Genomic DNA, 24,491 nt, shown 5'->3' on the forward strand with positions numbered 1-24,491 from the left:
TTACACCGTGGAGCCACTTTCCGTCGGTGCACTGGAGCCCATAGAAGTGCTTACAAACACCTGACCCCACCCGCCCCGCCGCGAAGCAGGGGCCACCACCGCGACTCAACTCATCCCGGTGACACCAGCTACACCGCATCAGACTGTCCCCGCGAGCCGTTCCTCGCTGGCCTGAGCAGACCAGAAACAAAACACGGCCCGGAAGGACACCGGGCTGCGGCTTGCTGGACAACCACCTGCGTGTCGCAATGCGGAGAGCGAGGCGGGGCTTGCGCTGCTCGACACGGAACGTCGGGCCGACCGCTGCGCCGGAGAGTTTGACCCTCTGACGGGATGAGTTCAGGGCGCGATCACCTCGCCTTCTTCTGTGATGTGAAATATCACATCACACAAGGCGGGCTGATGGCCCGTCACGCATCGACGAAAACACAAAGGAGAGCACGTCCCCATGAACCGCTTAGCCCTTCTCGCGGTCGGCGTTGCCGGCCTGACCGTTCTGGCCGCCGGCCCGGCCGCCGCGACCCCCGAGGCCGCCGCCGACCAGACCGTGACCACCTGCGGGAACTCGGGGCTCCAGGCAGGCCTGCTCACCCGGCTGTGCGCGGAGGTCACCGGTAACGCGGTGCAGTTCTATGGCAGGGTCAGCCTCGCCGGGCCGCCCTCTCCCGGCAGCCCGACGCCGGCCGCAAAGGAGCTGTCCACCACGCTGTCCGCCGAGGTCGTGGGCGCCGCCGCCCCGCCCCTCGCGCAGTACAAGCCTGTCGTCTTCACCGCCACGACGCTCGAGGTGCGCGGCCCGGCGAGCACCGTCCCCTGTGGCACCACGGTCCGCGRCACGTTCGGCGTGGCCTCCTTCCCCTGGACACCCCAGCCGGTCGTGCACGAGGTCACCGTCACCTGCTGACGCCCCGCCACCCGGCGACTCGCCCAAGCGGGTCGCCGACGCGGCTTCCACCCGCGCTGCCGCCACGCAACCGGGGCCCGCTCCACACGGCAACCTGCCCCGCCCGGCTCTCGTCTGGGCTGCCACCTCTCACCTGATGACAGCCCTCACCGCGAACGGCCCGCCGACGGGGGCGCGCCCCGCACCCACGACACAAATCACGAAGGCCGGCCTGGCGCCACTGCGGGCGAGCCGGGCAGGTGAGCACAATGCCAGTCTGTAAACCCAGCCCGCACCTCTCCATGCGCACAGGTGGTTTCGCACTTGGCCCACGTGCACCGAGGGCATGTACAAGGCGCCCGGCCACAGCGGTGATTCCTCTCCCCCACGGCACCGCTGTGGCCGCCGCTGGCTTTGCTCGCGAGTTACGGCTCTGGTCCACTTCTTGTGGAGGCTCACGGACAGTGATGTCAGTGGTGTGTGGTGGGATGGCCGGACTCTGCTGTCGATCCGCTGGGAGGCCCTTGTGACGTCCACGTACCCGTCCTTGACTCGTGTCTTGGCCGAGGCTTTGGTCGATGTCCTGTGGTTCATCGACGGCAGCGAGGACGAGCAGATGGATCCGGACGATGCGGTCAAGGTTCTGGAGGGTGTTGGCCACGTGGTCAGCACGCTGCCGAATGATCAGCGGCAAGAGCTGATCGAGTTGGTCGGGGAGATGGCAGCCGACGAGACCAACCCGTCCCGCCGCGAGTTCCTGGAAGAGTTCCCGGAAGGCTTCGGGCTCATCGGCGATGCGTCCTGAGCAGCCTTTCAGCGGTAGAGCAGGACGCGCTTGCGGAGGAGTTCGAAGCCGGCGCGGCCGAACATCTGGCGCTTCAGCATCTTGATCCGGTTGACGTGGCCCTCAACGACTCCGAAGTTCCACGGCTGCGAAAGTCCCGCGGCGACTGCATCGAGGTCACGTTCCAAGTGCCGGGCGAATCGCCGGAGGCTGGGCAGGTCGGCGGTGGTCGCCGCTTCGATCCATGCCGGCAGCTGGTGGCCCTGCAACTGGGTGAGCATGTGGGCGAAGGAGCGGACGTGTCCGGCGAGTGCGTCCAGTTCGGGGCAGTTCGCCAGTACGTCCTTGAGCTGGATCCGGTCTCTCTCGGTCAGTGCTTCGGGGCGGGTGAGGATCCAGCGGGTGACGGCTCGGGAGGATGGCGGCCGGGGACCGACCGGCTGGGGCTTGCCGCGTAGGTTCCGGCTGACGTAGGCGCGAACGTTGCCGTAGCTGTCCGGGTAGCCCTGTTCCTTGATCTCCTCCCACAGTTTCCAGGCGTTGGTGCAGCCCCTCCTGCCATCGCTGGTCGAGGTAGGGCCTGTAGGCGTCGAACCTTGCGGGCCTGGTGTGCCCCAGCCGGCCCGTCCAATGTGGCCGCGGCCCGAACCGTGACCGACGCCCTCGTCGAGGGCGCTGCCCGCAGGCTGGCCTTCACCACCAACAGGGCCGGTGAGCGCGTGCTGGCTCCCGAGGGGCTTTATCGGACGTCGAGTACGCCACCGCCTCCTGGGTCGAGTGGTACAACAACCGCCGACTGCACTCAAGCCTGGGCATGATCAGCCCCACCGAGTTCGAGGCAGCCCACTACGCTGGCACAGAACCAGGAGCCGACTGATCACCGGCCAACAAACCACCGGCAGGAAAGTCGGAACGGTTCAACCAGCAGGTCGGCTGCGGCTTCGGAGACCGGCTCGTCGTTGAGGAGCGAGAGCTGCTGCTGCGGAACGGACTGCCTCACCTCGCGTCCCCGGCCCGTATGCACGCAGTGCCCTCGCGCGGGCGCCCCTTCGACAGCTGTGACGTCTGGTCGGTCAACGCGACGCCTCCGCCTGCCGGGGGCCGGAGCGGGGGAAAGGGGCTCGATCCTGACCCGAGACGCTGCCCGGGCCGGGCGGGCCGCGCCGTCAGGGGGTGGGGAGGCGGAGGACGAGTCGGCCGGGTGAGCGGAAGCCGCGGCCGACCGGGCCGTCGGCCTGGAGGGTCCACCCCGCCGGCCAGGCGGAACCTGTCGCGTCGAGGAGTTCCGACAGCAGTTCCTGCGCTTCCACGGCGGCGAGGTGCCGCCCGAGGCACGTGTGGGGGCCCGTCCCCATGGCCAGGCTCGGCAGCGACTCGCGCCGGACGTCGAACAGGTGCGCGCGGTTCCACCGGGTGTCGTCCCGGTTGGCCGACGCGAGGTTGACGCAGACCAGTTCGCCGCGCCCGATCCTCTGCCCGGCCAGCTCCGTCTCGGTGGTGCAGCGGCGGAACACCCAGGTCAGCGGGGGCTCCCAACGCCAGCACTCCTGGAAGACGGCGGGGGCCAGGGACGGGTCGGTGCGCAGCAGGGCCGGCACGGAGGGGTCGGTGAGGGCCGCGTACATCAGCGTGGCGAGGGAACGGAACGGCGGCTCGGTGCCGGTGGACAGCAGCAGCCGCAGGGCGGGCAGGAGGTGCGGCCCGGCTCCGATGGCCGGGTCCTTCGCGCGCAGGAGGAGGTCGATGAGGCTGCCCGGTGTCCAGGCCGAGGGCGCGTCGAGCAACTCCCGTACGGCGGAGGTGACCTCGCCGTCCGGGTCCTCGCGCAGCCCCACCGCCCAGGTGTACAGGGTGCCGACGCGTGTGCCGCGCGGCAGGCCCGCCAAGCGCGCGATCGTCGTCAGGGCCACCGGGAAGGCCACCTCCGCGACCAGGTCACCGCCGCCCCGGGCCGCGACGGCGGAGAGCCTGGACGCCACGGCCGAGCGGACGGCCTGACGGTGTTCGAGGACCGTCTGCCGGCTGAAGCCGCCGTGCAGGACGTTCCTCCAGGTCCGGTGTTCCTGGTGGTCCATCTGGAGGAAGGACCTGCCGATCACGCGGCCCATGCTGTCGTCGTAGGCCGACGACGAGTAGGTGTCCTCGTCGCGGACGACCTGCTGGGCGGCCGTGAACGACACGACGTGCCAGGCCGGGGTCGTCGTCCCCTCGGCGCCGTCGGCTCCGGTCAGCACCCGTTCGAGCGTCGACCGGTGGACGGCGCCCTGCCTGCGCAGCGCCGCGAACTCGGCGTGCGGATCACCGCCCTGCGCCAGCGTGGCGCCGTCGTCGTAGGCGCGGACCAGCGCGTACGCCTGCATGATGTCCTGTTCGACGCCCTCGGGGCTCGCGTCGAGCAGGCCGGCCACCGCCGTCACGGTGCGCCCCGGTCCGGGGGGCCGTCGTCCGAGGGCCCGTCGCCCGGGGGCGCCGCGTCCAGTTTCCGTACGGCGGTGCACAGGCCGTTCTCCGCGGGGAACCGGAGCCGGTTGCCGACGGTCGGTCCGGCGTCCTGTGCCGGTGCGCTCATTTCGAAGCCCATCCTCACCAGGAAGGCCAGGCCGGGCGCCCAGCTCTGCGGACAGGTGGCGGTCACGTACCGCATTCCACGCGCCGCGGCCTCCCGCAGCAGTTGCCGGGCCGCCCGTGTGCCGAGGCCCCCGCGGCGGGCCTCCGGGTCGAGGAGGAAGAGGCCCACCGAGCAGCCGAGCCGGTCGGGGTGAGCGGTGACGGCGTCGACCACTCCCACCACCGTCGCTCCGTCGCACACCACCAAGAGCTGTTTCTGTTCGAAGTCGGCGCCGTCCGGCAGGGAGTAGTACAGGCTCTGCACGTCCGCGGGCAGGGCAGCGGAGCCGGTGGCCGCGAGGAGATAGTCGTCGCAGGCCGCCAGCACGCGTGCCACGTCGGATTCGTCCTCCGGCCGCATGGGACGCACCGTCGGCGCGGCCTCGCCGGATGTCCGGAACTGCTCCACTGCGTTACACCGCCTGTCCTTGGGTGAGGTACCTCGGCTGCGTCTGCCCGGCGCCGGCCGGTTCGCGGTACAGGAATCCGTAGCGTACGAGCGCACCGGTGACGGCGTCGTCCGCCGATGCGGGCGCCACGCCGTTCTGCCAGCCCTGCCAGGTGTCCACGGCCGCGCCACGGAGGCGGATCGTCACGCCCGTGACGGGGTTGGACACGTACTGGTTGCCGTCGCGGCTCTCCGTCCCGGTGCCGATCTCGGGGCGCAGCCGTGCGGCGGGCGGGCGGGCCTGGCGCCGCGAGGGCACCAGGAAGCCGTGCCGGAGCAGCAGGGCGGCCGTGGCGCCGGGACCGGAGCCGAGGTAGTGGCAGTCCCGGTCGGTCAGCCACGCTTCCAGATCGCGCCAGGTCAGACCGTCCAGCTGCCGGACGTCCGTGTGCCCCGTCCAGTTGAGCTGGAGGAACCTGTCCTCGGCCGGGTGGTACAACGCCATCGCCGGTTCGGCGTCCGCCTCCGTCGCAGGCCAGGGAACCCGGGTGAAGGTCACCCCGGGGGCGAGGGCGAGCCGGGCGTCCGGCTCGGACGGCGGCCAGTCGAACAGCGGGACGGGGCGCGCCCCGGGCTGCGGTGCCCCGACGCAGGCGCGCAGGAAGGTGAACTCCTCGATCTCCCGCGCCATGGGGTCGCCTGCCGCGCGGAACCAGACGGTGGTGTCGCCGGCCGACCCGGCGGCGTCCTCGGCGACCCGCAGGCTGTCCTGCTGCGACAGCCCGGCGTCGGTGCGGTAGTTCCGGCTCAGGCTCAGGTCGTCCAGCGGCGCCGGGGGTTCGATGTGCACGCCGAAGGCCTCGGGCCGCGTGCCGACGGGCGAGTGCACGTCCAGCACGAAGGGGGATCCGCCCCAGGTGGTGTGGGCGACGCCGTAGTGCTCCACGGACAGGCGCCGTACGGCCTCCGCGAACGCGACCGTGCGCGCGGCCTCTTCCTGGGTCTCGCCGGGGAAGCCGTGGATCACGAACAGGTGGATCGGTACTCCGGCCTCCAGCATCGCCGTGATGTTCTCGCACGCGTCCTCGATCCGCGTGCCCTTGCGCATCAGGTCGAGGACCCGCTGGCTCGCCGATTCCAGGCCGAAGTTCATCCGGCGGCAGCCGGAGGCGTGGAGCAGGCCGGCGAGTTCTCCGTCCAGGCCCCCGGCGAACCGGGTCTCGCCGTACCAGTACACGTCGGCGGAGGTCGCCAGCAGCGCCTCGCCGACGTTGCGCAGCGTCCGCAGGCTCATGATCTCGTCCACGAACATGAAGTACGCCGATCCGTGCTCCGCCCGCAGTCGGCGCACCTCCTGCGCCACGGCGGCGGCGGAGCGCTGGCGGAAGGAGTTGCTCGCGAACGGGATCGAGCAGAAGGCGCAGTCCCAGGGGCAGCTGCGGGAGGCGTAGACGGGCAGGATCGGGCCGGGGGCGAGGTACTTCTCCAGGGGGAGGGCGTCGTAGGCGGGCTTGGCCGCCGTCGAGATGTCGACGCTCTGGCGAGGGGTGCGCAGCAGGATGCCGTTGTCGTCCCACACGGCCCCCGGGATCTTCTCCCGGAAGTCGCCTCCTGCGCGCTCGCCCGCGTCGAGTCCGTCGATCACGGCGGCCAGTGCCCCCTCGCCCTCCCCGGTCACCACCGTGTCGACGTAGTCGAACAGCGGGTGGCGCTGCTGCCAGCGGTCCACGAGCCGGGTCGCGTAGTTGCCGCCGAGGACCACGTGGACGTCGGGGCGCATCTCCCGGAGCATGCCGAGGAAGGTCACCCCGGCGATCAGCTGGGTGTCTGCGGACATGCTCACGCCGACGACCCCGACGGAGGGGTCGCGGAAGAGGTCGCGGTCGAGCATGCGGTCGAAGGCCCAGCGGTACGGGTTGCCGTCCGGGTCGGCGCCGGCCGCCAGTACCTGGACCGTCGACTCGGCCGAGTACGTGGAGGTGTTCGAGACGAGGTCGAAGGTGCAGTCGGGAAAGGCCCCGGAGATCAGCCACAGCGCGTCACGCAGGGTCCGGCGGGCCCATGGGAAGCCGGCCGGATCGTGCAGTGTGTCCAGGGACCTCAGACGTTCCTTGGCTTCCTGAATGCCGCGGATCGCGGCCGGGGCGGCCAGGAGGGCCCTCTGGCGCGCCCACTCGTCCTCCAGGCCGACCGCGGCGCGCGCGGCCGCTTTCTGCGCGAGTTCCCCCAGGGCCGGGGCGGAGAGCATCCAGTCGATGCACTCGATGCTCAGGTCGTAGCCGGTGGCCTCGTACCCACGGGCCCGGAGATCGCCCAGGAGCAGCGGCACCGCCAGGTGCGGGGCGTAGGCGTTCCACAGGGGCGGATTGACCAGTACGGTCTTGGTGCCCATCTTCTTCCCCCTCGGTCCTGCGGGTGGGACCGGCACCCGGACTGCCGTCCGGGTGCCGGTCGAGCCGACACGGGTCCTTCCCGGGTCAGTGCTGGTCGTCCGCCTCCGTCTCCGGCGTCGCGTCGGACACGTCCGGGCGTTTGGCCTTCATCGACGGCAGCAGGGCGTACTGCGCACCCGTACGCACTTCCGGCTGCACCACCTCGACCGCGGGGCCTTCACCGGTCGCGCCGGCCGCCGCCATGAGGTGTTCGAGGTCCGTCTTCTTCTTGGTCATCACTTCACCTCCCTTCCCGAGGAGCGACGAGTCGGCTACGCGGTGGAGACCAGCTCCCCTTCGAGGAGTTGGGCCATCGCCGACTCGAACGCGTCCTGGAGTTCCGGTTCACTGATCCGGCCTTTGTTGAGTTCCTTGAACGAGGCGTAGATCTGCGGACCGGAGGATCCGTCGCACAGCTCGACGACCACCCATGCCACGGGGTTCAGGTAGTGGATGGCGGGCTTGTGCGGGGTGTAGGCGAGCATGCAGTTCCACTCCGGGACGGGGCGGAACCTCGCGGAGGGGCTTGGCTCATAGCAGTCGGCTCGTTGCCGGTACGGCGGGGCGGACGCGCCGTTCGTCGAGGTCGCCGGGGAGCTGAGAGACATCGATCCCTCCGTTGGTCGTGGTGCAGAACGGGTCGGGGGCGTCCCAGCGGCCGGTGAAGGCGAAGGCTGTCGACCTGCATCCGCCGGACGAACCCTGTGTCTCCTCGCAGGAGTCACAGCCTCCGTCCACGTGGCCGGCGCGGTTACGCACGTAGGTGGGGTCGTTCCAGGTCTCCAGCCAGCTGACCTCGCGGACGTTGCCGTAGTCGGTGTAGTCCCGCAGGTAGGCGCAGCCGACGGAGCGGCCGGTGGCGTCCACTCCGGCGTTCTGCCAGCAGCAGTTGCCGTCCTTGGGGTGCCAGGAGGTCATCAGGTGGACGCTGTCGGGCACGCGCAGCGCATCGAGGGCGGCCATCTGGTCGGTCAGCCGCAGCGCCAGGTCCTTCCACTGGGTGCGGGCCCGGCCCAGGGGGTAGAGGCGCAGCACCCCGACGCGGGGCACGCCGAGCTCGGCGGCGAGCTCCAGGACGTCCTGGAGCTCGTGGACGTTTCGCCGCGTCATGATGATCAGCAAGGAGACGGGGAGTCCGGCCGCCTGGGCGTTCTTCAGCCCCTGGACGGTCCTGTCGAAGCTGCCGGGGACCCGGACGTGCCAGTCGTGGGTGGCCGCCGTGGCTCCGAGGACGTCCACGTAGACCTCGCCGATCCCGATCTCCTTCAGCCGGGTCGCCGTCTCCGGGGTCAGCAGGGTCGCGTTGGTGCGCAGGCGGGTCATCACATGCGGGGTCAGCTCGGCGAGGAGGTCGAGGGCGTCCGGCCGGTTGAGGGGCTCGCCTCCCTCCACGAAGACCTCGATGACCCCGGACTCGGCCATTTCCCGGATGAGCGCGGCGTACTCGGTCCGGCGCATCTCCGTGTCCCGGGGCCGGTCTTCGCAGTCGCCGTAGCACTGGCGGCACTTCAGGTTGCACGACTGCGTGACCTGGAGCCAGCTCTTGAGGGGCTCGTTGAGTACGAGTTCCATGGGTCTCCGTCCTCAGGGGTAGGCGTGGAAGCGGCTCGCCCGCGGCGGGGCGTCCTGACGGTCATGACGCCGCCCGCTCGCGGGGGCGCGGGCCGGTCCGGCTCTGGTGGACCTCCGTCAGCCACCGGAGGAAGCCCCTTCCAGCCGGGCCGAGGCTGTCCTCGGCGTGCCGGGCGACCTTGTCGAGGAGGCTGGTGGCCCGGAACGCGGCCGTCTCGGCGGACTGCCACAGGCCCCGCCCGCCGGAGTCGAGGGCGCGCTGCTCGAACCAGGCGCGGAGGTGGACATAGACATGGGCGGCGGCGAGGGCACGGTCCACGGGCCATCGCGGAACCGGGGAGTCCCGGTGCCACTCGGGCGCCACGCTGGGTGCCGTGGCCGTGTCGTAGGCCGGTGCGAAGACGGATCTGGTGGCCTGCAGGTCGTAGAGGCGCAGGTGCACGAACTCGTGGAGCAGTGCCTCGGCCAGCCGCTCGGGGGTGCGCATGCAGCGGACGGCGACGAACGCCGCTCCGGGGATCTCTCGGGTGGACGCGCTGTCGAAGGCGTCGGGGCCGTCGACCGCGACGATGTAGCGGCCGTGCCGCAGCAGACCGGTGCACAGGTCCGGGGCGGTGGCGAGCATCAGCTCCACGGCCGCTCGGACGGTCCCGGCGTGTTCTGCGGTGCAGCCGGCCAGCGTGTCGGCGGTCTCGCCCGCGCTGAGGTGGCGACGGAAGAGCGCCTGGAACTCCTGGTGGCCAGGGGCCGGCAGGGCGGGGTCCATCAGGAGATGCAACCGGTGGCCGGGCAGTTCGACGGTCTGCCGGAGACCGACGCGCTCCTCCTCGGCGGCGAGCGTCGAGTCGACGTGTCTGCTGTCCGCCAGCGCGGCCAATTGCCTTTTACAGTCAGGTGTGTTGCGGATTCGGCGCAATGCCTGGTCGAGTCCGTGCCGAACGGTGGGTTCCAGCGCGGTTTCCGGAAGGATCCGGCGTCGGCCCGGGCCGGTTGGCCACTCATCGGGGGCGATGCATTCGAGAAGGAAATCGTAGGTTTCGTATAACCGGCTGAGGATTCCCGCCGATTCGGCGAAGACGGGATGGCGGGCGAGCGTCAGGAGTGCAGGCTCTTGCATACAGTGGTCCCTGTCGAAGAACGTCCGGCGCTCATTGCGCAATTCGAGCTCATTGCGTCATTCGAGGGGCGCGGCGGACGGCACGGGTCAACAAGACTGTCAGCAAAGTCGAGGACGCCTCAATCGCAACTGGCGTTCCTTCGACTCATCGACCGTGCCACGGGATGGGAAGGTACGTCAACCGCCACAGGCGACGGATCGAAACAAACCGGCGGCGGCCATGAGGAGTTCACACACTCTGTCGGACAGCGTGAATGGTTCGCCACGGAGGGGGCATGCGGGGGTGGAAGTGCGCCTGCTCGTGGCACGGCCGTTCCTCTTTCGGGTGTATGCGTGGGCGCGCCGCGATGTTCCGCCGACGAAAGAATCCGCTGCCCATGAAATTCGCCGGTCCTCCCTCTCGTCCGGCCACCGGGTCCCGAACGCCGGCCCTGCGCCGGCTCGTCACCGCCAACGCGCTCAGCGCGGTGGGGGACGGCGCGCGGTTCGCCGCGCTCCCCCTGCTGGCGGCCTGGACCACCGGCGACGTGTTCTGGGTGTCCGTGGTCGCCGCCGCGGGCCGGGCGGCCTGGCTGCTCGCACCCGTCATCGGCACCCTGGTGGACCGCATGCCGGGACGCCGCCCGATGGTCGGCGCGGATCTGGCGCGCTGCGTGATGATGCTGGTGCTGTTCGCCGTCGTGGCGACGGGTCGGACGTCGGTGACGGCGCTGGTGCTGCTGGCGTTCGCCTCGGGGGTGGCCGAGGTGTTCTTCGACTGCGCCGCGCAGGCCGTCGTTCCGGTGCTGGCCGCGGACCACGAACTGGAACGGACGAACGCCCGGGTCATCGCCGCGCAGATCACCGGAACGGGGTTCGTGGGGCCGCCGACCGGCGCCGCGCTGTGGGCGGTGTGGCACCCCTTGCCGTTCCTCCTGGACGGCGTGACGTTTCTGGCGTCGGCGTTGCTGATCATGGGCCTGCCGTCGCGGGCCGCGCACGCCAGGGCGGGGGCCGACGAGCGCGGCCTGCGCGGCTTGTTGCGCGGCACCTGGGCCGGGCTGCGGTTCCTGGGGCGGGACCAGGTTCTGCGCCGGCTCATGGTGGTGGTGGCGGTCCTGGGAGTGGGGCAGCAGGCGGTCTACGCGGTGCTCGTCGTCTACGTGGAACGGAAGCTCGGGCTGCCGGCCTACGGTTACAGCCTGATGCTCGTCGCGGGCGCGGTCGGCAGCCTCGCCGGAGCGAGCGGGGCGGCCCGGGCCGCCCGGTGGCTGGGGTCCGGGCGGAGCCTGAAGCTGTCGGTGTCGGTGTCGGCGCTCAGCTATCTGGTGGTCGCCCTGCTGCCGTGGTGGCCGCTGGTCGCCCTGATGCTGGCCCTCAACAGCGCCGGAGTGGTGCTGTGGAACGTGTGCACCGTCTCGCTCCGCCAACGCCTCGCGCCACCGCACATGCTGGGCCGCGTCACCAGCGGCTACCGCCTGGCGGCCTGGGGGGCCATGCCGATCGGCGCGTCGGCGGGCGGAGCGCTGGCCCAGCACGCCGGGCTCGGCGCCCCGTGGGCCCTGGCGGGCCTGCTGCTGCTGGCCTGCCTTCCCCTGCTGCGCGGCGTACCGCCGGAGAAGTCTGCGGAGGGGTCGGGGGCGCGGGATGCGGGCCGGGCCCTCACCCCGCCCGCCGACCCCTCCGGCTCATGACGGGCGCCCCCCGAACTGCCAGAGGTGCACCTCGACATCGGCGTACCGGTCCGGGGTCAGGACGGCGTCCGCCGTCTGCGGATCGGGCGCCCGGACCAGAGCCGCCGTACCCAGCCAGGTCGCGCCGTCGTCGGACAGCAGCGGCCCGTAGGCGATCAGTTCGTCCCGTTCCGGCGGCAGGGCGAGGTCGGCGGCCTCCCCTCCCCCGAGGCCGAGCACCAGGTACCGGTTGCCCCCGGTCCGGCCACCGGGAAGTCCCACATGGTGCGGCCCGAGCGTGTTGCGCCAGCGGCGCAGCAGCACGACCCGGTAGATGCCCGCCTGGTAGCCGGGTTCGTCGAAGGCGAAGGCGCGGGCGCAGGCGGCCGCAGGGTCGGGCGGGTCGAGTATGTGCACGCTCCCGGTGGCGGTTTCACCGTCGTCGGTGAGGGTCGGGCCGCGGGCGATCATCTCGTACTGGTCCATGTAGGACCAGTGCATCCAGGACGTCACGGCTCCCCCACGCCGCCGTGAACCGCACCCCCTCGAAGGGGTGCCCGGGGCAGGCCGCCACCAGATGCTCGCCGACCTGCCGGGACACCTCCGGGCGCAGCGGTACGGTTCGGCCCACCGCGCGCAGCCGGCCGTCCTGGTCGTGGCGGCCCAGGACGAGCAGCCCGGGGCGGGTCAGGGTGCCGGTGACGGCGCCGATGATGGCCTCGGTGCTATCACGTCTTCACTGGTGAAGTAGCGGTATTGCTTACCTGCGCAATTCTTCCTACCTGTGGGTCAGACACAGCTTGCCCTGCCTGCAGCCGGAGCGTGTCCTTGGAGGGCTTCGGTGCTCGTCTCGTGGCTCTGGCCTCGCCGATTCGCCGAGGCCAGGACCCAGGGTTGGGGCTGATGGGCTCTGGAACGTTGACGCGCGGCCACGCGACGACCCTCAGCGTTCTGATCCAGTACCGGCGACGCACAATCGAGCGTCACAAGCCTACGAGGGCGACCAGCTGGTACATCCCTGTGGTCGGCAGGTTGGGGTTTGCGGCTGCGGTGGCCGCGACAGATTCCGACGGATCAGCCAGCAGCCGCGTCAGGTCCTCGGCCGGAAGCCGGGGATGGGTCGCGATGGCGCGGCGCACCATGTGGTCGGGGTCAGCTGCTAGGCGGCGCGCGAGTTCCACCGGCAGGTCGGGGTCGCGCGGGGCCAACTGCCTCATTCTCGGGTCGCTGTCCGTGGCCAGACGTCGAAGTACGTCCGCCGGAAGAGGGAAGTCATCGGCCGGACGCCACCGGACCCTCTTGCCCGGACGATAGGTTCGGTCGATGCGCTCAGCGGTCTCGGGATCGATCGGGTCTCCGGAATGGAGAGCCATCGTGGTGCGGACGCTGCTCTCCTCGTCGTCGAGCAGTCGGGCAACGAGCGGCGGTGGGAGCTGGTCGGACATCGCTGCCGAGGCGCGGAAGCAGGCGTATGGCGAGTCCACGTACGGCAGGGGGTCGGCCGTCACCCATGACAGGCGCAGTGATCGGAGCTCCGCGCGGGCTATCTCGCCCATGAGTTCCTGTTCGAGAGTGTCGTCGTCCAGGGCGTCGTGGTTCGCGAGCCAGTCCAGTGGGGGGACGTCGGACAGGATCCGTGCATGGATCGCGGCTCGAGTCGGCTCCGGGGTGTCCTGACGGGCGAAGACACGGAGCGCGACGCGCAGGTTGGGATCCTGGGCGAGCTTGTCGCGCAGTGCCGCTGGGAGGTCGGGGTGTTCCGCGAGTTCCTCGCGCACCTCATCGTTCGGATCCTCGGCCAGCCGGCGGGCGGTGGCGGTGTCCAGCGTGCAGTGGCGTACCGCCCCGGCGCGCGTGACCGGGTCGGCCAGCAGCTCCGGAACCAGGTCTGCCGGCGGAACCGGATGGGGAATCCGGCGGAAGTAGGTCGCACAGGCCCCTGCTCGTACTGAGTCGTCGGGGTCTGCCAGCAGCAGTCGGCGCACCGGTTCGGGGGCCGTCGTCCACCATTGGGCAAGCGACGCCCGGACCTTCGGGTCCGCGTCCGCCGCCAGCCGGGCCCGCAGATCTGCCGGCATGTGATCGCTCTCCGCCAAGTGTTCGCGAACCTGCGGGTCAGCGTCGCCGAGCAGCCGTTCGAACAGCCCTCGCGGTGCGCCGTCCGCAGCAACGGCTACAGCCCTGCGAATTGCCGGATCCGGGTGCTCGGCCAGCATCATCCGGAAGGTTTGTGGGAGGCTGCGGTTGAGGGCGAGCGAGTGTGTGAGCCAGTGATCGTCTGTGGCAATGATCTCGGCGATCACGTCATCGCTCAGGTCCGGCCGCTTGGCCACCCTGCCAAAGCCCTTGCGATAGCCGAGGAGGCGGCGCACGAGTTCGGACGGCAGGGAAGGGTTTTCCGCCAGCCCGTCCACCACCTTGTCGAGATGCACCGGCGGCGGTATGGCGTCCGACATGGCAAGCGTCCCTTCTGCCTCGGTGACCCGACCACCGAGTTTCTCACGCGCGTTCGTTGGGGAATCGGGCGAGCATCACAGGCACTTCCTTCGTTCCGCTGTCAAGGCGGCGCGTGACAAGCCCAGCCCAGCTGCAGGAGCCTTCAACTCTTCGCCGTAACGAGCCGGAGCAGGGGTGCCTCTCGAGCCGTGAATAGACCGCAGCCCAACAGCGTTCTACGGGGCCGCCAGATAGTGGGACCAGCTTTCGCTGACGAGCTGTGCCCAGCGGTTGGCGGTGTGGGGCTGGATGCCGAACAGGTCTGCCATCACGATCGGGGGGATATCGGCGATGGCTTCGATCATGGCGGTGTTGCGGGCTGCTCGGGCCGGTAGATCGTGGCGCCGGAGTGTGTCCGCAAGGCCCAGAGGGTTACGGGGACAGCCGGGGCTCTGTCCCGGAAGCAAATAGGAGAGTTCGTCTGCAATTTGTCGTCGGTGTGCCGAGGTGCCGCTGAGGTGGTCGATCTGTTCCTCGATGAGGCGACCCAGGGTGGGCGGAAGGATCACTGGATGGCGGTTGATGGTGAGGTAGGTAGCCTCCGAGTCGCGGCTGTAGCGGTCGGCAGTCAGTTCGACGATGCGTGAGAGAGGAAGTGCGTAGAGGCGGATCAGGGCACCGGTGATTCGGACGTCCAGCGGGAGGGTGGTGTCGGTCAGGCATCGTCGTAGCTGTTCGTGGTGGGCGTCCTCAGGCTGGAAGGTGGCTGGGTACTGGCTGGGCGGGTAGTGGATGTCGAGGCCGGTGACCAGGCGACGTGCTTGGGCCCAGCGGATGAACGAGACGATGGTGCTCGCCTTGCTGGGGTGAGTGGCCGTCCACAGATCAAGGTCTGGCTGCTTCAGGGTGCTGAGCTGGAGCCCGTGCGTATCGAGCCAGGCCAGGAATTGTTGCGCGCAGCGGATGTTGTTGGCGTCGCCTTTGCCTGCGCTGACGGTGTAGCGGCCGCGGGCTGAGCGTCGTCGCGCGTCCCGGACGGTGTGCCACTGTGCGAAGGGACGGATGATGTTCGCATGGTGAGAGGGCAGATTGGCCAGGGTGTGCTTGACCCAGCGTTCGAGGCGGGCCAGGTTCTCGTCTCGCTTGACGAGGATCCCTGCGGTAACCAGTAGCCCGCGGATGTAAGACGTGGGGGCGTTCTGCGGGAGAGCATCGAGGGCTTCATGCGTGAGGCTGCCCGGTTGACGGACGAGCTGGGCCAGGAGGTGCGCTGACGGGCTGCGGCGGACCCAGTCGAGGACCGGGTAGGGGTTGGCGGCGTCGGTCAGGATTGAGACCAGCGGATGCAGGTGGGCCGGAACGGTGCCGGCGTCATCCGCCAGGAGATGTCGGAGCTGGTCGGTGAGGGAGCAGTGAGGACAGAGCCCGTCGGGACGGAGATCGGCTGGGGCGGTGCAGAGTCTGCAGCGGGCTGCGGCATCCTCGTGGTCGCAACAGGTGGCGCACAGACCGTTTCCCGCGGCGGTGCGGCCGACGAGAATGCGGACCGCACAGCACTCGGCGCAGGGTGCTGGTGACTTGCGGTGCTTGTAGTAGCAGGGAGAACAGACCGGGCCCAGAGGCCAGGTCACTTTCGTAGGGGCTGTACGAGCACATAGCCCGCAAGTACGGACCGGGCGAGGGGCGCACGTGTGGCAGTGGAATACTCCCCGGCCCCGGTCAGTCCTGTGGCCGGGGCGGACCCGGCCACAGACGGCGCATTGCCCTGCGGGCTCGCGATAGCACCGGGCGCAGGTGTCAGGGCGGGCCGCTGAGGCGCGAGCCACGATGGGAGCGGCGAGCCCGCAGACTCCGCACTGCCGCGGAGGGCTGGTGTAGCAGCGGCCGCACACCGGCCCCTCGGGGGTGTGGGCGTTGACTCTCCTCGTTCGGTGGCAGCGGCAGCATTCCTGGAGATTTTTGGGCACGCAGTTCTGACACAGGTGTCCACCGTCCGGCAGTCGGCGGACGGGCACCATCATGCGATGGCAACCGGAGCATTCTTTGCGTGCGTCAGGTTCCCGGAGGCGGCATGGCGTGCAGATCGGGCCCTCCGGCCGCCGTGCCCGTACCGGTCGTTCCTGGCCGCACCGGGCACAGGCCCGTCGGCGCCCGCGCACACTGCAAGATCGACAGATCCGGCCCGCGACTGAGGCGACGGTGGGTAGCGGCTCGGTGCGGCTGCAGTCCGCACACACCACTTTCGTCACTCGGTCTGTATGACCGGCTTCGACAAGCAGGTGACGCAGGCGCACCAGCACTGCTGGAACATCGGCAGTCGCTGAGACAAGGCAGTCCGGATGCTCAGTGACGAGCCTGGCCAGGCAGTGGGCATTGGCTCCCTTCCAGGCTTTGGCACCCTCCAGTGCGGCCTGCCCGACGGCATCACTTAGTCCAGGACCGACAGCGTTCCGCAGGAACGTCATCACCACGAGACGCGACCTTTCCAACTCGGCACGTAGCCGCAGTTGGTCCGGCGTCAGCGGCCTCATGGCCGACCGGGCCGGCGAACGACTGTACGGCGAGCACTCAGCGGGATGGGCCCGCTGTCACCGTCCGCGGTCTTCTTCGCCTGCGTGTTGACCACGATCGGCTCGATCAGATCGTTGGGTGTGCACTGCAAGATCTCGCACAGCGCCACAAAAGTGTCCATGCTCATCCGCTGCGGTGGCTGGGTCACCAAGCGGAACACTTGCTCGCGGGAAAGCGTGACGCCACGCTCCGCGAGCAACGGCACCAGGTCCGAGGTCTGGAACATTCCCCGCTCGGCCATCAGTCGGCGCAGGTGCCATTCATAGCCCATCTTCTTGATCACGCCGTCACGTCCCACTCTTCGCCCAGCCGCCTCTTCAACGACGACTCCAGCAGCTTGTTGCGGTACTCGTTCGAGACCCCCATGTAGATCGCGGTGGTGGCCGCATGGGAGTGCCCCACCTGCTCCTGTACGAAGCGGGCTGGATAGCCGAACTCGGTCAGATGCGTGATGTAGCTGTGCCGCAGGCAGTGCAGATCCAGATCCTCGTCAAGGCCGGCGTCTCGTCGGGCTGTGACGAACGCTTCGTTGATCGAGCGAGGCGACATCCGGCCGACCCGTTCGGTCACCCACAGCGCAGGGTGCTTGCCGGGCGCCAGGCGAGGCCGGATCTCGGTGGCCCATTCGCCCAGCACATCGACGACCCAGTCCATCTCCGGGACCGTGAGCACGGTCCGCCGCTTGGGCGGCGCCCCCTTCGACGACTTCCCGAACCTCACCGCCATCGTGCCGAAGGCCCCGAACTGCGGGGCTTTCCGATTGCGCCGCAGGTCCACCAGGTCCACACGCGACGACTCCGTCCTGCGCGTTCCGTACGCGTAGATCGTCTTGATTACCGCGGCGTCGCGCAGCGCCGTCAGAGTGCCCTTGCGCCCCTGCCCGAGGATCTTGCGGGGACGGGCATCGGCCGCGTCGAAGAGTGCCTGAATCTCGTCGTAGTCCAGCGGCCGCCGGCGCGGATCCCCCTCGTACTCCACGGTGTGCAACACGGAGTTGCCCTCGTGAAAGATCGGCTCCGGCGTCTCGCCGAACCTCTCCAGGCAGACGTCCACCCACCCGTACCGCACGTCCAGCAGGTACTCGGCGAACAGCGCGATCGTCACCTCGTACGTCCGAGCCGTCGAAAGCTGGATGGGAGTGGAGCCGCTGCGTAGGTGGACGATGAACGCTTCCCCATCCGCGGGCGTCCACTGCCACGGATACTGCCCGGTGAACGCGCTCAGGCGGTCAATCAGACGCAGCCGCGAGGAAATCGTGTCGGGCTTCAGGAAGCGCGCCTGCTGCTGCCGGGCCCAGCCTTCGCGTATCGCCGCGTAGACAGCCGGGGCCGGGTCGAGATGGACGATGTTTCGCGCCAACACAAGGGGCGCCGAACCAGGTGCCTGAGTGACCACGCTCGTGTTGTATCAACTGCAACAATGATGCACCCGCCAACAGCCGCCCAGGTCACCGGCCTGAACCACCCGGTTCCCCCTGATGCAGTACACCGCGTCGACCAGCCCGAACGGCCTGCCTCAACTGCGTCGAGTTGTTGCAGTCAATGCAATTCATCCCATTTCTGATCTTGGTCCACCCGCGATAGCCGGTGAGATAACGGCTGGTCAGGGGCTTGACCACCAGGCCCTCAAGACCGGGTACGTCTGTCCAGGACTCCAGCCACTCCCGCGCTGTGGCCAGGTCCGTCGTCATCGGAACGAGCGTCCAAGGGGCCGGGAGTGCATGGTCGGTGAACAGCGCCTCCAACAATGTGCGCCGCTCCTTGTAAGGCGGGTGCAGCAGCTCCTGGCCGCCCTGCTGCAAGACGTCGAACGCCACGAAGTAGGCCGGCCACCGTGCGGTCAGGCCGGCGGCGCCGCGGGCGCGCGCGGCGGCCCGGCGCTGCAACGCCTCGAACGAGAGCCGGCCGGCTTCGGCGTCCCATACGAGCAGTTCGCCATCGAGGACCAGGCCGTGCGGCAACTGGTCGGCGGCCGCCACCAGGTCCGGCCAACGGTCCTGGACCAGCGACCCGCGGCGGGTCTGCACCAGCACCCGCCCACCCGGGCCACCCGCGGTGAAGACGAGCGCCCGGTGCCCGTCCAGCTTCTGCTCATACGCCACCCCCGCACGCAGGGCAGCCGGGGCCGGCAGCGACTCCGCAGCCTGCGCCAGCATCGGCTCGACCGGCGGTCTGAGCACCATCCCTGGGGCCTCCCTCGCAGTCGCCCCCTTCCAGAGTCGGCCCGTCCGGCGCGAAACGGTCCGGCGGGACGGACGTCCGCGTCATCCACCCGAGGGGCGTCGCGGGGCCGTCCGGGCCGATCTGGGGCCCATGTGCGGCACGGTGGCGGCATGCGCCGCTTGTCCCTGCCCCTGCTCCTCGCCGCCCTGCTCGCGGCCTCGGGATGCGTCACTGTCCACCCCACCCCCACCCGGCCCGCCGGAGCCTGGTCCGCCGAGGTGCCGGCGGACCCCAAGCAGCCCGCCGAACTGCGCCCCGCACGGTCGGACACCGGGCCGGCACTGCCTCTCTCCCCCTGCCCGAGCCCACGCCCACCGCCCCGGCCGACAGCACTCCCGAGGCAGACCGTGCAGCCGGCGCCGACCAACCCGTCCCCGTGACCCGCGAGGCATTCGAGGGGGGCCGGCACACCGTGCCCGCCCCCCCGCCGGACGGCCACAGGAACGAAACGTCCCCGCCAGGCCGCCACCCCGAAGCGGGCCACGCACCCCGCAGCAAAACCCAAAGCGAAGGCACGGCCGAAGGCCCCGACGCCGCACCGCCCAGCCCGGCCCGCGCCCGGGGTGGGGGCCGGAGACATGAGGGAGCTGTGCCGTGCAGCCCACGGCATCACCAGCCCTGCCATTGCCTCGCTGTGCCGCTGTCCTGTCGCACCCAACGTTGAGCGATCTCGCCGAAGGTTGATGAAAGGAGGCAGTAAGGACACGGGGCATGCTGAAGTCCATGGCACGGCTTATCAAGGCCGATCTGACGCTGCGTCGGTAAGCTGCACATTGTCCGCGTCCAGCCCAGCCGGAGCGCGAGCCGCAATGGTGACTGCGGGGCTGGGCCTGCCGCCAATAGGAGAAATCATGGCCACCGTCCTGCTCCGCACCAGCATGGGTGACATCGAGCTCGAACTCGACCCGGCGAATGCGCCCAAGACCGTTCGTAACTTCCTGAACTACGTCAACGCGGGTCACTACAGCGGCACCGTCTTCCACCGGGTGATTGACGGATTCATGATCCAAGGCGGAGGCTTCGACAAGAACATGGTGGAGAAGCCAGCTCCGAACAAGGTCACGAACGAGGCGAAGAACGGCCTGAAGAACGTCGAGTACAGCCTGGCCATGGCCCGAACGGCGGACCCGCAGTCGGCATCCGCGCAGTTCTTCATCAACACCAACAACAACGCGTTCCTCGACTACCCCGGGAGCGATGGCTGGGGCTACGCGGTGTTCGGCAAGGTCGTGCGAGGCAAGGAGGTCGTTGACCAGATCAAGAAGGTTCAGACGGGTGCCCAGGATGTGCCGCTTGAGCCGGTCGTCATCCAGTCAGCCACGGTGCGCTGAGCCCGCCCGGCTTCACCCGGGCCACGCCCGCCAGCGCCGGTCGATGATGCCGCTTTCCGGCGACGTGCATGTGCCCGGGTTCCACACTCGGCATGGAACTGTGCTCATCGGTCGGCCCCACTCCGACCGATGAGCACACAACGACCGGACGCCGTACGACCCTGACGCCGGGGCCGGCCCGTGTGGCCGGCGAGCTTACTCGTGGCCGCCGCCCTGGGGTCTCGGTGGCGGCCTGGCGGTGGGCTACCGGTTCGGGCCTGGTCCCCTCGGCGGAGACTGGGACCAGACCGCCGCAGTCGGGCCGCTCACACCCACACCCCTCCCCCGGTGCGCCCAGCGGCACACCGTGCCGGGCCACCCCGCCCCCGGGCCGCGCCGATGACGCCGCGCCCCGCAGACCGGATTAGCTCACCAGGGATCGAGAGGTCGCCGCCCAGTAGTCGCCCGTGAAGTTCTTCTGCCCCTTGAACGCGGTGAACTTCCGGACTGGTGAGGCAAGCTCGAAGGGCTCGCCCCAGTAGCGGGCCAGCGGACCGAGCCGCCCGGCGCCATCGACACCCACGAACCCCACCTCGACGCCCGATGCGCACTCCCAGCCGCGTACCGCCTCCGCAGGCTCGCCCACCAGCACCTCCCCGCCGCCCTCAGTCCTGCACTTCGAGGGTGGAACACCCAGCGGGGCCCCATGGCCCGAACGAGGAAGGCGTCACCCCATCCAGCGACACGTCATTACAAACCTGATCAGTCGCTAATCTGTTCGTGTGACGCCGAACGAGGACCGCCAGTTCCCTGCCCCGCTTGCCGCCGCCATGGCGGTCCGGCTCGACTGCATCGGCGAGGACGGTGTCGACTTCGAGCCCTATGAGGCCTTCCGAACCGCCGATGAGACAACCGACTGGTTCCGAGCGTGGACCGGCAACCCCGAGCTGAACGGCGATGACTTCCGCGTGTTCGGCCAGGACGGCACCGGCGGATACGCCGCATTCTGGCTGATCCGCCCAGACCGGGCGCTGGTCGAGCAGCCTGTCATCTTCCTCGGCTCCGAAGGGGAGACCGGTGTCGTCGCCCGCAACCTCGGCGCCTTCCTTTGGCTGCTGGCCGACGGCTTCGGCCCATGGGAAGCAGCCACGTCGTACGACCCCGAGCCTGACTGGGTCGCACACCCCAAACGCGAGCTGGCTGACATTGCCGAGCAATTCGCACCGGATCACCGGGCGCCGGCAGCCACCGTGATCGAGCAGGCCACACGGGAGTTCCCCGACTTCGACGATTCCATGATGGCGCTCTGTCGCTGAACCCGATCGACTGAGACCAGAAGCGAATCGGACCAGATCGCTTGAGACTCGGGCCACATCGGCAGAGACGGGACAGGGGCGGGCCAGGCGCACGTCCAGGACGCGACGCTCAGTTGTCCCGTCTCAGCGATCCTTGACCGATCTCACCGAAGCTTGACCGCTCACCCGGGGGCGTTCGAGCGTCTACGAGCGCAGCATCTGTAGCGCGTCAGTCAACGTCACGGTGCTATCGCTCATAGAGCAGACCTCCAGCCAAGACAGGTACCCGTTCCGAGCGAACACCAGGACCTCACCAATGCAGTGCTCTTCCACGTCGTAGAGCTGCGCCTCAGCCGCCACGACCGTGCCGGCGGGAGACGGTGCCGCCAGCACGGCCTCCGTATCCAGGTCGAAGTACGTCGTACCGCAGCCGCATGTGCAGCGTCCAGATACCCGTAGGTATGGCACTTGTCGGCGGAGGGCTCGATGAGTCGCATCCTTGGTGCCGAGAAGAATGTCGAGCGCGTCGGCAACATCGGAGGGCAACCCTAGCGTCATGTCTGCACCGTATCTGACCTGCAGCGTTTCACGGAGATCAAGGTTCGGTGAGACGAACTGTCCGGTGGTCAAGCTTCGATGAGATCGGTCAAGCATCGCTGAGACGACACATCAGTCATGTGACTGAGCGCTGTAGTTGGTTCTGGCCGCGTTTCCGTGATGACTACGACTGATGCAGGGACTGGCCGTATGGCGTGGGGTCGAGTCCGCGCGAAAGCGCGGTCGTGCCCGGCCGTGGGAGCGCGTTGATCTTCAGTTGGCCACGAGCTCGACCTTTGGCCAGCGGCCCGACAGCTGTGGGATCGATCGCGCGGCGCATCCCAATTCAGCCCGGAGCGGGTGTGTCTGTCCGAGATCGGTATATCGCTGAAGGTGCCTTGATCGCTACTGTCCGCTGTGGATTGCTGGTCTGAGCTGCACGAACGCCCGTTCGGCGGCCCTCAAGAAAGTAGGACCACCGCGATGTTCATCTCTCCGGAGTCTCGGCAGTCGAAGTACCTCATGCAGAACCAGGCCGGCGTCCGGGGCGGCAAGTTCATCACGTCGACGACCGGGAACGTCTCGGACCGCGACGTGCCGAGCGACATCGTGAACCGCACGCCTCCGCCGGACGGGAAGATCGCCAGCGCGGACAACCCCTACGCCTACAAGCTCGACGGGCTGCGGGACGAGTACGGCAACGAGTGGAACGCCAACCCGGTCGCCAACGGCCAGGCGGTCCCGGTCAAGATCAGTCTGCCGCTGGCCAAGGTTCGCAGGATCAGCGCCTTCATCACCAAGCCCGACTGGGACAACCACCAGGTCCTGACCCGGGCCCAGTTCGACCTGGACAACCCGGTCTATCTCCAGACCTACAGGGCGGCGCCCCACTTCGACGCCAACGAGGAGATCCCGCACGGCCTCATTCCCACCAACCCGCTGGAATTCTCCTTCACCATGCCCCAGCGATCCGTCGGCCACCACGTCCTCCTCCTGGAGTTCGACGACCCCAGCAGTGGGGACGCCCTCTACCAGGTCATCGACTTCCGCTACACGAGCTGACGTCCCCGAGGACTCGAACCTGAGGATGGCTGCGGGGTACCGGATGCTCGATGCGCGAGATGCGCTCCGACAACCTTTGCAGGCATCCTCAGCAGGCGCCCACACCTCACTCCGCCTCCCTTCTGCATGGTGCTCACACTCGATGAAGTACGGGCACCCGTCGCTTCCGTGACGGCTACGGTTGAAGGAGGATGCGCGCTCTGAGCAGGGCGAATGAGGCTCGACCATGCATCTGCCGCTTGATCGTTTTGATTCTGTTGACGTGCCCTTCGACGATGCCGGAGCTGTAAGGCAGGGTGAGGCCGGCGGTGACAGCGTGGAGGTCCTGTCGGATGGAGTCGGCGAAGATGCCGATAGCGTCCGGGCCGCCCAGCTCGGCCTTCTGAATCCAGTCCCGCAGCAGGTGCCCTCGCCGCTGACGGAGCATGTCGGTGAACTCCCGCGCGAGGTCACAGGCCAGGGCGATCTCCGGGCAGGCACTCCGCACAGCGTTGAGCTGGGCAGCGTCGGACGTGCTGAGTGACTCCTGGGGGCGCATGATCCATGAGGTGATGTTCGAGGGCGGGGAGTCACCGAGCGGGCGGGGACCGCGATGCCTTTCCGGATGGTCACCACGTAGCGGTGCACAACGTGGTACCCGCCGGTGTAGCCGAGGGCGAGCACCTCGCGATAGAGCTGCATCGAGCTGGTGCAGCCCGTATGGAAGCGGTGCTGCACGTACTCCATGAACGGGTCGAGGACACCGTGCCCGCGGTCCTGCGCCGAGGCGAGAAGCCCTGCCAGGTCCTTGTTCCGGTAGCGCCGGACCGTCTTGCGGTCCAGCCGCAGACGACGGCCGATGGCATTGAGCGACAGGCCGGTGGCGGCGAGCTCGTTGACCTCCGCGTGGCGCTGTCGGATCCGGTTCAGGAGCGGAGTCTCCGGTGTGGCCAGCGATGGGATCACCTCTGGTCCAGCTGGCCGTCGGAGGCAGTCACGGTGCCGGCGGCAGGTCTTCTCGACGGCCGTCGAGAGGTTCTGGAGGAGGTGCCAGCGATCTGCCACCTCCAGCGCGTTCGGGGCGGCCTGCCTGATGGCCTTGGTAAATGCCATCAGGCGGTCTCGGCAGATGATCTCGGCGCCGGGGTGCTCCTGGAGCCAGGTGGCGACCGTGCTGGTCTCTCGATCCGGCAGCACATCCACCGGCCGGGAGGACTCGACGTCAACGAGGACGGTGCCGTAGGTCCTCCGCATGCTCTGAGCGCGGTACATGGTGCTGACCGCGCTTTCGTGAGGGCCAAGCCTGCCGACGGCTTAACCCCGCACTGCTCAGGCGGTTGCACGAAGGGCTGCCTGGCCTGGACACGGGCCGTCCTGATGGCGTAGTCATCACGGAAGCGCGGTCAGAACCCTGTAGTTGGCCCGTCCGGCCAACTACAGCGCTCAGATCCGGCAGGCGTGGAGGGCTCGCCGGATGTTGACCCGCCAGCTACGTCGTGAGGCTAAGACTTGTCCCGTAAATGATCTTTGAGTCGCCCTGGGCAGGGTCGGTCGCGGTGCGATCCGCTGGCTTATCCGGCGAGGGCGAGGTTGTGCAGGCGGGCGATGCCGAGCATGGCTTGGTGCACTCCGTCGCCTTTGAGG

General features: G+C 69.1%; 25 protein-coding genes and 2 pseudogenes. 9 read left to right on the forward strand and 18 right to left on the reverse strand.

Annotation, left to right across the window (positions count from 1 at the left end; all coding sequences use genetic code 11):
• Positions 1-448 precede the first annotated feature (448 nt).
• Together AB4039_RS25185 and AB4039_RS25190 are read left to right on the forward strand one after the other, a co-directional pair.
• Positions 449-904 (forward strand): hypothetical protein, encoded by a 456-nt coding sequence (locus AB4039_RS25185; RefSeq protein WP_442271881.1) that lies wholly within the window; start codon positions 449-451, stop codon positions 902-904.
• Between the two features lie 538 nt (positions 905-1,442).
• The gene (locus tag AB4039_RS25190; RefSeq protein ID WP_266846256.1) at positions 1,443-1,688 is read left to right on the forward strand and encodes a hypothetical protein; all 246 of its coding nucleotides are present in this window, start codon (positions 1,443-1,445) and stop codon (positions 1,686-1,688) included.
• A gap of 8 nt (positions 1,689-1,696) precedes the next feature.
• Here AB4039_RS25190 and AB4039_RS25195 read toward each other — a convergent pair whose 3' ends face one another.
• Positions 1,697-2,473, reverse strand: a complete 777-nt coding sequence (locus tag AB4039_RS25195) for a transposase (RefSeq protein ID WP_442271882.1) — start codon at positions 2,471-2,473, stop codon at positions 1,697-1,699.
• Between AB4039_RS25195 and AB4039_RS25200 the strand changes: the two are divergent.
• Positions 2,410-2,544 (forward strand): annotated as a pseudogene (locus AB4039_RS25200) (integrase core domain-containing protein); the annotation flags it as partial. The gene AB4039_RS25195 and the pseudogene AB4039_RS25200 overlap by 64 nt on opposite strands.
• Before the next feature lie 289 nt (positions 2,545-2,833).
• Here the strand turns inward: AB4039_RS25200 and AB4039_RS25205 are convergent.
• The 7 genes from AB4039_RS25205 to AB4039_RS25235 all read right to left on the reverse strand — a co-directional run bounded on the left by AB4039_RS25205 (position 2,834) and on the right by AB4039_RS25235 (position 9,543).
• Entirely contained in the window at positions 2,834-4,075 is a 1,242-nt protein-coding gene (locus AB4039_RS25205; protein ID WP_442271883.1) for a cytochrome P450, read from the reverse strand.
• Between the two features lie 5 nt (positions 4,076-4,080).
• Positions 4,081-4,611 (reverse strand): GNAT family N-acetyltransferase, encoded by a 531-nt coding sequence (locus tag AB4039_RS25210; RefSeq protein ID WP_266846258.1) that lies wholly within the window; start codon positions 4,609-4,611, stop codon positions 4,081-4,083.
• A 76-nt stretch (positions 4,612-4,687) separates the two neighbouring features.
• On the reverse strand, positions 4,688-7,054 hold the full coding sequence (locus tag AB4039_RS25215) for a radical SAM protein (protein WP_442271884.1): 2,367 nt from the start codon (positions 7,052-7,054) through the stop codon (positions 4,688-4,690).
• 85 nt (positions 7,055-7,139) lie between these two features.
• Positions 7,140-7,331, reverse strand: a complete 192-nt coding sequence (locus AB4039_RS25220; protein WP_266846260.1) for a hypothetical protein — start codon at positions 7,329-7,331, stop codon at positions 7,140-7,142.
• 35 nt (positions 7,332-7,366) lie between these two features.
• The gene (locus AB4039_RS25225; RefSeq protein ID WP_266846261.1) at positions 7,367-7,579 is read right to left on the reverse strand and encodes a hypothetical protein; all 213 of its coding nucleotides are present in this window, start codon (positions 7,577-7,579) and stop codon (positions 7,367-7,369) included.
• A 46-nt stretch (positions 7,580-7,625) separates the two neighbouring features.
• Positions 7,626-8,666, reverse strand: a complete 1,041-nt coding sequence (locus AB4039_RS25230) for a radical SAM protein (protein WP_266846262.1) — start codon at positions 8,664-8,666, stop codon at positions 7,626-7,628.
• Between the two features lie 61 nt (positions 8,667-8,727).
• On the reverse strand, positions 8,728-9,543 hold the full coding sequence (locus AB4039_RS25235; protein WP_266846263.1) for an aKG-HExxH-type peptide beta-hydroxylase: 816 nt from the start codon (positions 9,541-9,543) through the stop codon (positions 8,728-8,730).
• A 617-nt stretch (positions 9,544-10,160) separates the two neighbouring features.
• Between AB4039_RS25235 and AB4039_RS25240 the strand changes: the two genes are divergently transcribed.
• A complete protein-coding gene (locus AB4039_RS25240; RefSeq protein WP_442271885.1) occupies positions 10,161-11,456 on the forward strand; it encodes an MFS transporter in 1,296 nt (431 codons plus the stop codon).
• On the opposite strand, the gene AB4039_RS25245 is transcribed toward AB4039_RS25240, so the two are convergent.
• Positions 11,451-11,936, reverse strand: a complete 486-nt coding sequence (locus AB4039_RS25245) for a YciI family protein (protein ID WP_442271898.1) — start codon at positions 11,934-11,936, stop codon at positions 11,451-11,453. The genes AB4039_RS25240 and AB4039_RS25245 overlap by 6 nt on opposite strands.
• 52 nt (positions 11,937-11,988) lie before the next feature.
• On the opposite strand from AB4039_RS25245, the gene AB4039_RS25250 reads away from it, so the two are divergent.
• Positions 11,989-12,186: a hypothetical protein gene (locus tag AB4039_RS25250; protein WP_442271886.1), complete on the forward strand. Its 198-nt coding sequence runs from the start codon at positions 11,989-11,991 to the stop codon at positions 12,184-12,186.
• A gap of 232 nt (positions 12,187-12,418) precedes the next feature.
• On the opposite strand, the gene AB4039_RS25255 is transcribed toward AB4039_RS25250, so the two are convergent.
• The 5 genes from AB4039_RS25255 to AB4039_RS25275 all read right to left on the reverse strand — a co-directional run bounded on the left by AB4039_RS25255 (position 12,419) and on the right by AB4039_RS25275 (position 18,624).
• Positions 12,419-13,891, reverse strand: a complete 1,473-nt coding sequence (locus tag AB4039_RS25255) for a hypothetical protein (protein ID WP_442271887.1) — start codon at positions 13,889-13,891, stop codon at positions 12,419-12,421.
• 216 nt (positions 13,892-14,107) lie between these two features.
• Entirely contained in the window at positions 14,108-15,502 is a 1,395-nt protein-coding gene (locus AB4039_RS25260; protein WP_442271888.1) for a hypothetical protein, read from the reverse strand.
• An 896-nt stretch (positions 15,503-16,398) separates the two neighbouring features.
• Positions 16,399-16,725 (reverse strand): helix-turn-helix domain-containing protein, encoded by a 327-nt coding sequence (locus AB4039_RS25265; RefSeq protein ID WP_442271889.1) that lies wholly within the window; start codon positions 16,723-16,725, stop codon positions 16,399-16,401.
• On the reverse strand, positions 16,722-17,837 hold the full coding sequence (locus AB4039_RS25270; RefSeq protein WP_442271890.1) for a tyrosine-type recombinase/integrase: 1,116 nt from the start codon (positions 17,835-17,837) through the stop codon (positions 16,722-16,724). The genes AB4039_RS25265 and AB4039_RS25270 overlap by 4 nt, the downstream gene beginning before the upstream one ends.
• A gap of 52 nt (positions 17,838-17,889) precedes the next feature.
• Positions 17,890-18,624, reverse strand: a complete 735-nt coding sequence (locus AB4039_RS25275; RefSeq protein WP_442271891.1) for an ATP-dependent DNA ligase — start codon at positions 18,622-18,624, stop codon at positions 17,890-17,892.
• A gap of 150 nt (positions 18,625-18,774) precedes the next feature.
• Between AB4039_RS25275 and AB4039_RS25280 the strand changes: the two genes are divergently transcribed.
• Positions 18,775-19,044: a hypothetical protein gene (locus AB4039_RS25280; RefSeq protein ID WP_266846266.1), complete on the forward strand. Its 270-nt coding sequence runs from the start codon at positions 18,775-18,777 to the stop codon at positions 19,042-19,044.
• A 471-nt stretch (positions 19,045-19,515) separates the two neighbouring features.
• Positions 19,516-19,995 carry a peptidylprolyl isomerase gene (locus tag AB4039_RS25285; protein WP_266846267.1) on the forward strand — a complete coding sequence of 160 codons (480 nt, stop codon included), beginning with the start codon at positions 19,516-19,518 and terminating at the stop codon, positions 19,993-19,995.
• Between the two features lie 403 nt (positions 19,996-20,398).
• Here the strand turns inward: AB4039_RS25285 and AB4039_RS25290 are convergent, their stop codons facing one another.
• Positions 20,399-20,557, reverse strand: a complete 159-nt coding sequence (locus AB4039_RS25290; protein ID WP_442271892.1) for a hypothetical protein — start codon at positions 20,555-20,557, stop codon at positions 20,399-20,401.
• Between the two features lie 199 nt (positions 20,558-20,756).
• On the opposite strand from AB4039_RS25290, the gene AB4039_RS25295 reads away from it, so the two are divergent.
• Positions 20,757-21,290, forward strand: coding sequence for an SMI1/KNR4 family protein (locus AB4039_RS25295; RefSeq protein WP_442271893.1), 534 nt, complete (start codon positions 20,757-20,759; stop codon positions 21,288-21,290).
• Positions 21,291-21,473: 183 nt separating this feature from the next.
• Here AB4039_RS25295 and AB4039_RS25300 read toward each other — a convergent pair whose 3' ends face one another.
• Positions 21,474-21,899 (reverse strand): hypothetical protein, encoded by a 426-nt coding sequence (locus tag AB4039_RS25300; protein WP_442271894.1) that lies wholly within the window; start codon positions 21,897-21,899, stop codon positions 21,474-21,476.
• Positions 21,900-22,289: 390 nt separating this feature from the next.
• Between AB4039_RS25300 and AB4039_RS25305 the strand changes: the two genes are divergently transcribed.
• Positions 22,290-22,868, forward strand: coding sequence for a lytic polysaccharide monooxygenase (locus tag AB4039_RS25305; RefSeq protein ID WP_442271895.1), 579 nt, complete (start codon positions 22,290-22,292; stop codon positions 22,866-22,868).
• A gap of 175 nt (positions 22,869-23,043) precedes the next feature.
• Here the strand turns inward: AB4039_RS25305 and AB4039_RS25310 are convergent, their stop codons facing one another.
• Positions 23,044-23,406 (reverse strand): transposase, encoded by a 363-nt coding sequence (locus AB4039_RS25310; protein WP_442271896.1) that lies wholly within the window; start codon positions 23,404-23,406, stop codon positions 23,044-23,046.
• Between the two features lie 437 nt (positions 23,407-23,843).
• Positions 23,844-24,119, reverse strand: a pseudogene (locus tag AB4039_RS25315) (transposase); the annotation flags it as partial.
• Between the last annotated feature and the right edge of the window lie 372 nt (positions 24,120-24,491).

It is taken from the genome of Streptomyces sp. M-16 (assembly GCF_052114405.1).
GTDB lineage: Bacteria > Actinomycetota > Actinomycetes > Streptomycetales > Streptomycetaceae > Streptomyces.

What these genes read in the sequence shown, in the direction of transcription:
- AB4039_RS25215 (WP_442271884.1), bottom strand. Translation starts at nt 7,054, where the DNA reads ATGGGCACCAAGACCGTACTGGTCAATCCGCCCCTGTGGAACGCCTAC.
- AB4039_RS25220 (WP_266846260.1), bottom strand. Translation starts at nt 7,331, where the DNA reads ATGACCAAGAAGAAGACGGACCTCGAACACCTCATGGCGGCGGCCGGC.
- AB4039_RS25225 (WP_266846261.1), bottom strand. Translation starts at nt 7,579, where the DNA reads ATGCTCGCCTACACCCCGCACAAGCCCGCCATCCACTACCTGAACCCC.
- AB4039_RS25230 (WP_266846262.1), bottom strand. Translation starts at nt 8,666, where the DNA reads ATGGAACTCGTACTCAACGAGCCCCTCAAGAGCTGGCTCCAGGTCACG.
- AB4039_RS25240 (WP_442271885.1), top strand. Translation starts at nt 10,161, where the DNA reads ATGAAATTCGCCGGTCCTCCCTCTCGTCCGGCCACCGGGTCCCGAACG.
- AB4039_RS25245 (WP_442271898.1), bottom strand. Translation starts at nt 11,936, where the DNA reads ATGCACTGGTCCTACATGGACCAGTACGAGATGATCGCCCGCGGCCCG.
- AB4039_RS25255 (WP_442271887.1), bottom strand. Translation starts at nt 13,891, where the DNA reads ATGTCGGACGCCATACCGCCGCCGGTGCATCTCGACAAGGTGGTGGAC.
- AB4039_RS25275 (WP_442271891.1), bottom strand. Translation starts at nt 18,624, where the DNA reads ATGGTGCTCAGACCGCCGGTCGAGCCGATGCTGGCGCAGGCTGCGGAG.
- AB4039_RS25280 (WP_266846266.1), top strand. Translation starts at nt 18,775, where the DNA reads ATGCGCCGCTTGTCCCTGCCCCTGCTCCTCGCCGCCCTGCTCGCGGCC.
- AB4039_RS25285 (WP_266846267.1), top strand. Translation starts at nt 19,516, where the DNA reads ATGGCCACCGTCCTGCTCCGCACCAGCATGGGTGACATCGAGCTCGAA.
- AB4039_RS25305 (WP_442271895.1), top strand. Translation starts at nt 22,290, where the DNA reads ATGTTCATCTCTCCGGAGTCTCGGCAGTCGAAGTACCTCATGCAGAAC.
- AB4039_RS25310 (WP_442271896.1), bottom strand. Translation starts at nt 23,406, where the DNA reads ATGCGCCCCCAGGAGTCACTCAGCACGTCCGACGCTGCCCAGCTCAAC.